This window comes from Mycobacterium sp. (assembly GCF_049683935.1).
Lineage (GTDB): Bacteria > Actinomycetota > Actinomycetes > Mycobacteriales > Mycobacteriaceae > Mycobacterium.
In genome coordinates this window covers 19,087-29,762 of sequence record NZ_JBAUJR010000402.1, presented here as the reverse complement: position 1 = coordinate 29,762, position 10,676 = coordinate 19,087, and the positions used below count along the sequence as shown (strand labels likewise).

General features: G+C 65.9%; 11 protein-coding genes and 1 pseudogene. 4 read left to right on the top strand and 8 right to left on the bottom strand.

Annotated elements, in window-relative coordinates; all coding sequences use genetic code 11:
- Positions 1-230: acyl-CoA dehydrogenase family protein (locus tag WA965_RS23010; protein WP_526448110.1), on the bottom strand; the 230-nt coding region annotated here is incomplete at its 3' end.
- A 290-nt stretch (positions 231-520) separates the two neighbouring features.
- Here WA965_RS23010 and kstR point away from each other — a divergent pair.
- Positions 521-1,135, top strand: a complete 615-nt coding sequence (gene kstR, locus WA965_RS23005) for a cholesterol catabolism transcriptional regulator KstR (protein WP_347133526.1) — start codon at positions 521-523, stop codon at positions 1,133-1,135.
- 3 nt (positions 1,136-1,138) lie between these two features.
- Entirely contained in the window at positions 1,139-1,903 is a 765-nt protein-coding gene (otsB, locus tag WA965_RS23000) for a trehalose-phosphatase (RefSeq protein ID WP_526302181.1), read from the top strand.
- A 21-nt stretch (positions 1,904-1,924) separates the two neighbouring features.
- Here otsB and WA965_RS22995 read toward each other — a convergent pair whose 3' ends face one another.
- From WA965_RS22995 to WA965_RS22980, 4 genes are read right to left on the bottom strand one after another with little or no spacing between them, the layout of a single operon-like run.
- Entirely contained in the window at positions 1,925-3,025 is a 1,101-nt protein-coding gene (locus WA965_RS22995) for an Rv3575c family transcriptional regulator (RefSeq protein ID WP_526302179.1), read from the bottom strand.
- Complete coding sequence (locus WA965_RS22990; RefSeq protein WP_526302177.1) at positions 2,970-3,914, bottom strand: metal ABC transporter permease; 945 nt, start codon at positions 3,912-3,914, stop codon at positions 2,970-2,972. The genes WA965_RS22995 and WA965_RS22990 overlap by 56 nt, the downstream gene beginning before the upstream one ends.
- Positions 3,914-4,681, bottom strand: a complete 768-nt coding sequence (locus tag WA965_RS22985; RefSeq protein ID WP_526302175.1) for a metal ABC transporter ATP-binding protein — start codon at positions 4,679-4,681, stop codon at positions 3,914-3,916. Before WA965_RS22985 ends, WA965_RS22990 begins: the two co-directional genes overlap by 1 nt.
- 1 nt (position 4,682) lies before the next feature.
- Positions 4,683-5,678: a metal ABC transporter solute-binding protein, Zn/Mn family gene (locus WA965_RS22980; protein WP_526302195.1), complete on the bottom strand. Its 996-nt coding sequence runs from the start codon at positions 5,676-5,678 to the stop codon at positions 4,683-4,685.
- Positions 5,679-5,752: 74 nt separating this feature from the next.
- On the opposite strand from WA965_RS22980, the pseudogene WA965_RS22975 reads away from it, so the two are divergent.
- Positions 5,753-6,013: pseudogene (locus WA965_RS22975) on the top strand (GTP-binding protein); the annotation flags it as partial.
- A 55-nt stretch (positions 6,014-6,068) separates the two neighbouring features.
- Positions 6,069-6,458, top strand: coding sequence for a hypothetical protein (locus tag WA965_RS22970; protein WP_526302173.1), 390 nt, complete (start codon positions 6,069-6,071; stop codon positions 6,456-6,458).
- 79 nt (positions 6,459-6,537) lie between these two features.
- Here WA965_RS22970 and aztD read toward each other — a convergent pair whose 3' ends face one another.
- The 3 genes from aztD to aztB are packed head-to-tail and all read right to left on the bottom strand — an operon-like array spanning position 6,538 to position 10,673.
- Entirely contained in the window at positions 6,538-7,740 is a 1,203-nt protein-coding gene (gene aztD, locus WA965_RS22965; protein WP_526302171.1) for a zinc metallochaperone AztD, read from the bottom strand.
- A gap of 36 nt (positions 7,741-7,776) precedes the next feature.
- Positions 7,777-8,685: a zinc ABC transporter substrate-binding protein AztC gene (gene aztC / locus WA965_RS22960; RefSeq protein WP_526302169.1), complete on the bottom strand. Its 909-nt coding sequence runs from the start codon at positions 8,683-8,685 to the stop codon at positions 7,777-7,779.
- The gene (gene aztB / locus WA965_RS22955; protein WP_526302193.1) at positions 8,682-10,673 is read right to left on the bottom strand and encodes a zinc ABC transporter permease AztB; all 1,992 of its coding nucleotides are present in this window, start codon (positions 10,671-10,673) and stop codon (positions 8,682-8,684) included. Before aztB ends, aztC begins: the two co-directional genes overlap by 4 nt.
- Positions 10,674-10,676 lie beyond the last annotated feature (3 nt).

The window sequence follows — 10,676 nt, the reverse complement described above, 5'->3', positions numbered from 1 at the left end:
GCGCAGAGATCCGCGACGGTGCCGTCGGCGCCGCCGTGTTCTTCCGGCAGGGCGACACCGAAGATCCCTAGTTGAGCCAGGCCGTCGTACGGCGCCCGCCACCCGGCCGCGTCCCCGTGCTCCACCTCGCGCGCGGCATCGATCACGGCCGACCCGGAGGCCCAGCTACGGACCAGGTCGCGCGCGGCGGACTGCTCATCGGTGATGGTCGCGGTGGTATTCGAGGACACAGCCGACACCAGGACTCCTAGCGATTGAGGGAGAAGAGAGTGCTTCCCACTAGAACGTGTTCTAATAGTGCCAGCGTTCGACCGTCAAGTCGACCGCCATCACAGCAGGGCACGGCGGTGTGTTCCAGGACACCGAGGTGAGAAATTGGGGGCCGGTATGCGTATCGTTTTCGGCGAGTCCGCATCACGAAGGAGCCGCTCGACGCATGTCTGGGACGTCTGAGTTGTCCGCCGGTACGTCACCGACGCCGCCGCGCGGCGCCGGGTCGGACTCGCGGCCGCGCCAGGTGATGAACGTCGCGGTGCTGACCGAGTCCGAGCTGGGTTCCGAGGCTCAGCGCGAGCGGCGCAAACGCATCCTGGATGCCACGTTGGCGATCGCGTCGAAGGGTGGCTACGAAGCCGTCCAGATGCGGGCCGTGGCGGAACGCGCCGACGTCGCGGTGGGAACGCTCTACCGGTACTTCCCGTCGAAGGTCCATCTGCTGGTCTCCGCACTGGGCCGGGAGTTCGAGCGCATCGACGCCAAGACGGACCGGGCAGCCCTGTCCGCGGGGGCGACCGCCTACCAGCGGCTCAACATCATGGTGGGCAAGCTCAATCGGGCCATGCAGCGCAACCCACTGCTCACCGAGGCCATGACGCGGGCATTCGTCTTCGCCGACGCGTCGGCGGCCGGTGAGGTAGACCATGTCGGCAAGCTGATGGACTCGATGTTCGCACGCGCGATGAGCGACGGCGAGCCGACCGAGGACCAGTACCACATCGCCCGGGTGATCTCGGACGTGTGGCTGTCGAACCTGTTGGCATGGCTGACGCGGCGTGCCTCTGCCACCGACGTCAGCAAGCGGCTGGATCTGGCCGTCCGGTTGCTCATCGGAGACGGCGACCAGCCTAAGATCTGACGGGTGAGCGACCTGCCACCCGAGTTGTCGAGGGCCCTGCATCTGGCCGCCAGGTCTCCCCGGCTGCTGGTCACCTCGGATTTCGACGGCACCCTGTCGCCGATCGTCAACAACCCCGCCGACGCCAGGCCGCTCCCCGACGCCGGCCGCGCGCTGATCGAACTCGCCGAACTGCCTGCCACCTCCGCCGCACTGATCTCCGGTCGCGCGCTCGGCGATCTGCGGGTGCTGTCGTCCATGCCGTCGTCGGTGCACCTGGTCGGCAGCCACGGCGCCGAGTTCGACTCGGGGTTCTCCCACTCCATCGACGTCGTGTTGCTGCAGACGATCACCGACGTACTGACCGCCGTCGCGTCCGACAAACCGGGAGTGACGGTCGAGACGAAGCCGGCCAGCGTCGCTCTGCACGTCCGCAACGCCTCGCCGGCCGACGGTGACGCGGCGCTGGCCGCGGCATGGGACGCATCGACCGGATGGCAGGCGCACGCCACGACGGGCAAGGCAGTGCTCGAGTTCGCGGTGATCTCCACCGACAAGGGCGAGGCGATCAACATCCTCCGCGATCAGCACGACGCGACGGCGGTGGTCTTCTTCGGGGACGACGTGACCGACGAGAAGGCGTTCCGTCGACTGCGCGACGCGGACGTCGGGGTCAAGGTCGGTCCGGGCGAGACACTCGCCGGCTACCGCATCGACTCCCCGGAGGACGTCGCCGCGGCTTTGACACACCTACTCGACGTGCGACGCAGTTTGTCAGATCAGCAATGACGGCGGCGTGCCGCGTGCCCGTTACGCCGGAGGGCCTGACGTTCGGCCGCGGACGACCTCGGTTCCGAGGATCTCGATGACGGGAAGTCCGGACCCGGGCGGATTGTGCAACAGCGCCCCCGCGCGCCGGCCCTTCTCGATGCCGGGTTGCACGACGGTGGTCAGACCGCGCTGCAGAGCGTCGGGGACACCGTCGAATCCGGTCACGGTCATCTGACCGGGCACGTAGATGCCGCGGGCGCGCAGGTGATCCATCGCCGACAGTGCAAGCACGTCGGCGGTACACATCAGCGCGGTGATCCGGGGGTTGGTCTCCAGTGCGATGTCGGCACCGGCACCTCCCGAGCTGGGCAGGTGCTCGTAGCTCTCGACGACGGTCAAGGACTCCGGGTCGAGCCCGGCCGCGGACATCGCGTCGTAGACGCCGCGGATGCGCTCGTTCTGGACGTCGAACTGCGGTGTCTCGAGGCGCTGCGGGTCCGCCACGGCAGGTCCGGGTCCTCCGTGGGGCCAGTCGCGGCCGAGGCGCATCGTCAACAGCCCGATCTCCCGATGCCCCAGCTCGAGCACATGGTCGGCAAGGCTGCGCATCGCAGCGCGGTCGTCGATGCCGACCATGGAGGCCCCCGGAACGTTCCTGGGCTGGTCCACCACGACGACGGGTAGCTGACGCTGCAGCACAGCGGGAAGGTACGGATCGTCGTCGGAGGCGGAGTACACCACGAAGCCGTCGACCCCGGCGGCCAGCACCGCCGCCGACCCGTCGGAGACACTTCGGTTGGGACCCACCGCGACCAACAGCAGGCCCTGGCCGGCTTCCTCGCACGATTCGGCAAGGCCTGCAACAAAATCGAGCGCGGCCGGGTCGCTGAAGGAGTAGTTGAGGGGTTCGGTGATCACCAGCCCCACTGCGCCGGCCCGGCGGGTGCGCAGCGAGCGGGCCACCGGGTCGGGCCCCGGGTAACCCAGACGCTTCGCGGTCGACAGCACGCGGTCCCGTAACTCGGCCGACAGTTGGTCGGGCCGGTTGTACGCGTTGGAGACGGTGGTGCGGGAAACCTTGAGCTCAGCTGCGAGAGATGCCAGGGTCGCTCGTCGTCGCGGCGCCGGACTCCTGGACATGCTCTGTGAGGTTAGTGGACTCAGCGGAGTGTGCCGTGGACCTACGGCCCGGGCGCGGCAGCCGGCCACCTGCCCAGACCACGAACCACACGCCGCACGCGATCGTCACGATCACGAAACTCGGTGGCAGATCGAACATCGCCGACAGCATCAGCCCCAGCCAGACCGAGACCAGGCCGATGACCGCCGAGACGGCCATCGCGAGAACCGGACGGGCAGTCAGGATGAGCGCGGTGGCCGCCGGCGTGACGACCAGGGCAAACAACAGCAGCGTGCCCACCGCCTGGACGGCCATCGTGATGGTGATCCCCAGCAGCACCATGAAGGCGATCGACAGGCCCCGCACCGGAACACCTTTGGCCTCCGCGACCTGGCTGTTGACCGACGCGAACAACAGCGGCCGGAATACGAACGCGATACAGGCCGCCGTGAGCACCAGCAGCGCCAGGAACGACAGCAGTTGATCCGACGTGATCGCCAGCAGGTTTCCGAACAGCACGTTGGTGAGTGTCGATGAGTTTCGGGTGGCCAGTGAGTTGAAGAACAGACCGAGCCCGGTCGCGAACGCGAGCACCGTGCCCGTCGCGACGTCGCGCTCCGAGGCGCGCTTGCCCAGAGCCCCGATCACCAGGGCTCCGCCGACGCAGAACACCCCGAGCCCCAGTGCCGCCGGCAGTCCGAGCAGCACGGCGCCGGTGGCACCGGGCAGCCCGATGTGGGCCAGTGCGTGCGCTGCGAAGGACGAATTGCGCACGACGATGAAGTAGCCCATCAAGCCCGCGGCGAGCGCCACGATGGTTCCACCGAGCCACGCGTTGCGCATGAACGACGAGCCGAGGATCTGCTGCCAGTTGTCCTGATAGCCGATCGCGAGCAGGGTCTCGGTCATCACACGCCCCGCATGTAGAGCTCACCCTGCAGGGTGTGTGCCACCTTGATGGGTGTCCCGTACATGTGGGTGAGCAGTTCGGAGTCCACCACCGTATCGATCGCGGCGTGGTGCGCATGGCCGTCCAGCAGGTAGATCGCGCTGTCGAGAACTGCGAGCAGCGGGTTCAGGTCGTGTGCCACCACGATGACGGTCACACCCAGTTCCCGCTTCAGCCTGGCCAGCAGCGCCACGATCTCGTGCTGGTTGCGCAGGTCCAGCGACGCCAACGGCTCGTCGAGGATCAGCATCCGCGGCTTTGAGACGAGGGCACCTGCCAGCGCGATCCGCTGGCGTTGGCCGCCGGACAGTTCGGACAGTCGGCAATCGGCGATATCGCCGGCCTCGACCCACGTCAAAGCCTCGTCGACCCGCCGGCGATCGTCGGCGCTGGGCCGGGCGAATCCCCATCGCCGCCCACTCAGCCCGAGCAGCACAGCATCTCTGCCACGGATCGCCGCACTGGCGTTGACCTCGTAATGCTGTGGTACGTAACCGATTTCGTCGTTGAGCACACCGGGGCGCTCGCCGTAGACCCGGACTGAACCGGTGGCTACCGGAAGCAGTCCGAGGATCACCTTGAGCAGGGTGGTCTTACCCGCGCCGTTGGATCCGATGACGGCGACGAAGCGGCCCGCGTCGACCTGCAGCGTCGACTCCGACCAGATGGTGCGGCCACCGCGGACGACGCTGACGTCGTTGAACGTCAGCGCCGGGTCAGCGGGCACGTCATGCACCGACACCGAGTGCCTGACCCAGGGAATCGAGCTGCGCGACCTGCCAGGTCTGGAAGGACTCCGTGTTCGGCGGCACCGTCTCGGTGACCTCCACCACCGGAACTCCGGCGTCCTCCGCCGCGGCCCGAATCTGTTCCGGTATCGAGCCTTCCGTCTGGGTGTTGTAGATCAGCACATCGACCCCGCGTTCGCCGAGCAGCCGAAGGAACGCGTCGAGGTCGGCCGGCGTCGGCTCGGCCTCGTTGGCCGAGGCCAGCTGGTAGCCCTCCGGTGTCCGGTTCTGCAGCCCGAGAGCTGCAGCCATATCGTCGAAGACGCTCTCGGTGGCCGCAAAGGTCTTACCGGCGGCGCCTGCCCTGATGGTCGCGATTGCGTCGTCATAGGGCTTCATCACATTCTCGAACGCGGTGTGTCGCTCCTCGAAGTAGATGCTGGCGTCGGGCGCCAATTCGCCGAGCTCGGCGGTCACCGCTTCGGCGACGGAGTTCACCGTCGAAGGGTTGTACCAAACGTGCGGGTTGCCTTCACCGGCATGATCGTGACCGGCTTCAGCCGCATCGTCGTGACCGGCCTCGCCCTCGTGAGCGCCACTCAACTCCACCGCATCGATGATCGGCGCGTCAGGGGCCGAGGTGCCGGCCAACTTGGCCGCCCACTCGTCGTAGTGCCCGCCGTTGATCACGACGAGCTTTGCGCCGTCGAAGAGTGCCGCATCGGATGGTGCCGGCTCGTAGTCGTGAGGATCCACCGAGGAGCCGGCGAGCACTGTCGTCACGTTGGCGCACGCTCCGCCGACCTGGGAGACGATGTCGCCCCACTGGTCGACGCTGACCACGACGTCTACTGGAGTCGCCGGGCATTCGTCACCGGCGCCCGTCGTGGTTTGCGTGAACGCGGCCGGCTCGTCACTGCTGCCACACGCTGACAGCGCCAATGACGCGGCGAGAAGCGAGGCGACGAGCAGACCGAACCGGGTGGACGACGAGATGATCACCCGGTAACGATAACCATTTGCAGTAGATCTTGCATAAACGAGCAGCAAGTTCGCCCGTCTTATTGGTAATGATTATCATTACGGTCATGGTCACCACCACTCCGCTGTTGCCCGTCACCGTGCTCTCCGGCTTCCTCGGCGCGGGCAAGACCACCCTGCCGAACCACATCCTCGCGAACCGGGACGGCCGGCGGGTGGCGGTGATCGTCAACGACATGAGCGAGGTGAATATCGATGCGGTCCTCATGGCCGGCCAGGGGCATCTCGATCGGATTGAGGAGAGACTGGTCGAACTCACCAACGGCTGCATCTGCTGCACGCTGCGTGAGAAATTCCCGGATCCACTGCCGCACTGGGGAATTACCCACGACCACGGCGCCTGAAATGGCCTACCCCGATCGCGGTTTCACCACCCAGCCGTTCACCGTCGCTCTGTGCACGGCGTGTGACCCGGAGTTGACAGACTCAGTGGTGCGGGAATTCCGTAACGTCGTCCGCGGCTGCCCGCACGGTGTGCTGATCGTGACCCAGTGCCTGCTCGGCGAATTGACCTGTGCTACCCGAGTTTTCGAAGGCGGTGTGATGCTGATGCTGCAGCCGTGCACTGTTGATCGGGTTCCTGTCGCCTCGGCAGTGTGGGTGGGGCCGTTGACAACGCGAGCTGATGTCGATGCGGCAGGCAGATGGGTGGCCGGCGGCTCGTGGGATCGGCAGAACCTGCCGCTCAGTTTGCGGGCCGACTTGAACTTCGCGAGATCCAGCAGCCAGAACTGACGTCAAGCTCGATCCAGCCGCCGCGTACTCGGCCAATGAGCAAACAGCTGCCATTGGCCGAGTACGACGTCGGCATTGCTCAGTGATGATCGTGACCGACAGCGCCGCTGAGCTCATTGGGTGTCTGCTCCAGCGACCCGGAGGCAGTCACCGCTCCATCCTGCAAGTCCACCAGGTGAATCTGCCTGGCCGCAGGGTCACTGACATACACGGCATCTTCACGGGTGAAGACCGCAGGCCCCGGCTGCTGCCAGTCGTCGGGCTCCGACCACGGCTGGGTCACTCGAATCGAACTCACCGTGTCACCCGTCACCGGGTCGAAGCCGTAGAGCTTGCCGTCGGTGCCCAGAATCAGCGCCTCGCCCTGGGGCCCCCTCCCGAGTGAGCGGAACCAGTAGCTCACCGACGGCGGCAGCGCGACGACCCTGAGCTGGTCGGTGGTGGTGTCGATCAGCGAAAACTGCTCCGGGCGCTCGAGTTCGGCGTCCGGATCGACCTTCATATCACCGAGCACGACCGGCGAGTCCTCATGCCCACGGGTATTGCCGATCCGACCGTAAGGCGTCGGACTGGCGATCTTGGTGAACTCGCCGTTGGCGTACTCCAGCACCCCGTCCTCGCAGCCCAAGACCACCACTTCGTCAGCAGCAACGGTCTCGCCGTGGATGCCCGGGCACTCCTCGCTGCGGGCGACCTCTTGATCACCCTGCATGGCAACGGCCCCGGTGCGGTTCTCCGAATCGCCGATACTGTGCACCAGCGTTCCGTCACTGAGAATCACCGCCACACCATGGTGCGCTTCGGGCGTCGTGAAATTCTCGGTCTCCGGCATACCGTTCTCCAGGTCGTGCGGGTCGAAGGCCATGATCTCGCCTGACCCGTCGGCGAACAGCACGGTGTGTTCACCATGCGCCACAACGTGTCCGGCCTCGTCGGCCGCGAATGTGTTGTCCGTCAAGTGTCCGCCGGCGGCGTCAAGAATACGAAACCCTTCGTCTGTGGTGACCAGTACATGTCCCTCGTCACCGGCCGGGTTGACGCGCAAGAACCCCTCGAGCGGGATGTCCTCCTGTACCTCGAGAGTCTCGCCATCGAGGATGTAGATGCCCCCGTCATAGGTCGCCACCAGGGGCTCTGTGATCGGCGCAGACTGCGCCGCGCTCTCCTGAGTCGTCTCAGCACCCTGCGTGCTCTCAGCATCGTTGTTGCCCGCGCACGCCGCCAATGCGACCACCGTGCACGACGCTGCACCTACGCGGTACAGCCACCGCGGATCAGACATTTCAGCTCCTTTCGAGCTATTCAGAACGGCCCACGTCTATCGCAGGCCGGTAACCATGGCTTCAGTGTTCGCACGCATCATGTCGAGGTACGTGGCCCCCGGAGTCCCAGGAGGACTGAGCGATTCGCTGTAGAGCGGCACGATCTGCACGTGAACACCAGCGTCTACGGCCAGTACCCGTGCCAGCTTTTCCGGCCGTGATGAATCGACGAAGATCGCCGGCACACCGGCACTCTCGATCGCGCCGACAAGTGATTGCAGGTCAGATGAACTCGGTGCGGCCAACGTGGTGCCGCTCGGCACAATCGCGCCAATGACGACGAAGTCGAACCGCTGCGCGAAGTAGCCGAGCACATGGTGATTCGTCACCAGCTTGCGCCGGTCGGCAGGAATCGTGTTGATTCGCTGCACCATCGACGCGTCGAGTTCGCGAAGCTCTTCGCGGTATGCGTCAGCGTTGCGCGCCACTGCGTCTGCGTCGATGCCCTCGACTTCGCCGACAATAGCTTCCTCGATGGCATCGACGGCGGCGATCATCCGTTGGGGATCGGTCCAGAAGTGCGGGTCTGGAGCGCCCATGCTGTCCCCTTCCGCGTAGCGAATGGGATCGACGTCATCACCGACTGCCAGCGTCGGTACTCCTTGTCCAGCAACGTTTTCCACATTGCGGATCACATTCTCCTCCAGACCCAACCCGTTGTAGATGATCACGTCTGCGCTCGACATGGCGGCCGCTTCCTGAGCGGAGACGCCAAACGAATGCGGGTCCGTATTCGGCTTCATCAGTACTCGGACCGGGGCGGTGTCACCGACGACATTGCGGACCACATCTCCGAGGATGTTGGTGGTGACGACGATCTCGCCACCGGTGCCGGACGTCCCACCGCATGCCGTCGACGTCGCAGTGATGAAGGTGGCGATCCAGATCAGCGCCCATCGTCTCACCGGCCGGACTCCACCATCAGCCCTGGAGCCACCTCGGTGCTCAAGGTACGCGCGATGCGCAGCCCGTCGGCGTAGTCGATCTCGTACACCTCCCGGGCTTCGGCGTTGTTGATGTAGGCGCGGTCGGAGTCGATATCGATCACCGGCTGAAGGCCATCGGTCGGGACGGCGCCGGGAAAGATCGGCACCCTCGCGGTCTCGGTTCGCGTGTTCACATCGAACATGCCCAGTGTGCCGTCGCGGTGCAGCACCAGCACGGAGCCGTCACCGGCGGTGTTCGTCGCAACCGCTTCGGGTGCGGGAATCAGCACCCATGACCGTTGTCGACTGTCGAGGACCCAGACGTGACCGTCTGCGACACCGGCGAATACGTCTGCACGGTCTCGGTGGTCCATGGTTTGCGGCCGCTGCGCCGGGGCCTCGACCGGGAAGGGCATCTCGGTCACCGTGAGCTCACCGTCGCCTCCGGTCACCCGCACCGCACCGGTCTCGCAGCCGAACACCACCGCACGCCGCGTGGGCTTCGACCATGCGGGATTCGGGCACTGTCCGGACAGCTCTGTGGCGCCGCCGTCGCCGATCACCTGAATTTCACCACCGTCGGTGACCGCCACCAGCCTGCTGCCGTAGGGCACCACGGAGACCATGCCGTCACTGACAGCCAGCGCGCTCGGCGGTTCCACGGTCCTCTCACCTAGCGCTTCCCGATCGAGCAATTCCACACTGCCCGTTGTTATTTCGACAGCGACAGCTGAGTTGCTGGCGCTGACCGAGGCCACCGGTGCATCTAACGTGCCGACCATGGCGGGATCGGTGGCGAAGTAGTGATAGTGGTCGCCGTGGTCGAACGTCCACGCTCCGGCATCAACGATCGTGGTGCCGTCACCTGTGTGCAGGTAGGCGAATCGCCCGTCTCCGCTGAGCGCGGCGACCGGCCCGTAGGAGCCAACAGCCGTCTCGGTTTCATCCACCGCGTCGTACACGGCAGTTTCACCGGTGGAAGGGTCCACCAACACCAGTTTCGTCAGCGGCCCGTCGAGTTCACGTGCGCCCTGGACAGACACGTCGTCGTGTCCGTCCGCCGATAGTTCTTCGGAAGGCGGCGGTGGCGTCCCTCCGCCGGCGCACCCTGCCACCACGCAGGCCGAGGCGGCCGCCACCGAGACCTGTTTCCACTTTCTCCGAATGACCGACAGGAAGGTGGAGGCGAAGAACATCAGAACGGCGACGCCGGCGATCGTGGCACCACCAGCCGTACCCGCGTGCCACGAGATGACAAGTCCCCCATAAACGGCAGCCGAACCCACGAGTGCGGCCAGGATCATCACCTGAGGTATCGAGCGCGCCCACGTCAACGCGGTCGCCGCAGGTGCGACGAGCAATCCCAGCACCAACAGGGTCCCGACCACATGGAACGACGCGACCATCGCGACGGCCATCAGCACCGTGAGGGCGGGCACGGCCAGCTGCGGACGAAGGCCCAGGGTCGCGGCTTTGCGCGGGTCGAAGGTCGTCGCCACAAAAGCTCGGTGCCCGATGATCACCGCGCCGAGCGTCAGCAGTAAAGCTGCGCCGAGCGCCACCAGATCGGTGGTGCGCACCGCGAGGACATCGCCGAACAGAAAGGCGGTGAGGTCGACGGCAAAACTCTGGGAGTGAGAGACCACGATCACGCCGAGAGCGAGCATGCCGACCAGCAGGAGCCCGATGGCCGTATCCGACGACAACTTCGACGAACGCCCGATCGCCGCAACGCCGACCGCCATCACCAGTGCCGCAACCAACCCACCGATCATCAGACTGAGCCCCGTCAACGCAGCGAGCGCGACTCCCGGCAACATGCCATGTGTCATGGCCTCACCAAGGAAAACACTGCCTCGCAACAACACCCAGCAGCCGACCAGGGCGCAAAGGCACGCCGCGATCACCCCCGCCGCTAGCGCTCGCAACACGACGTCCGCCCCGAACGGTTGGGTCAGCCACTGCATCAT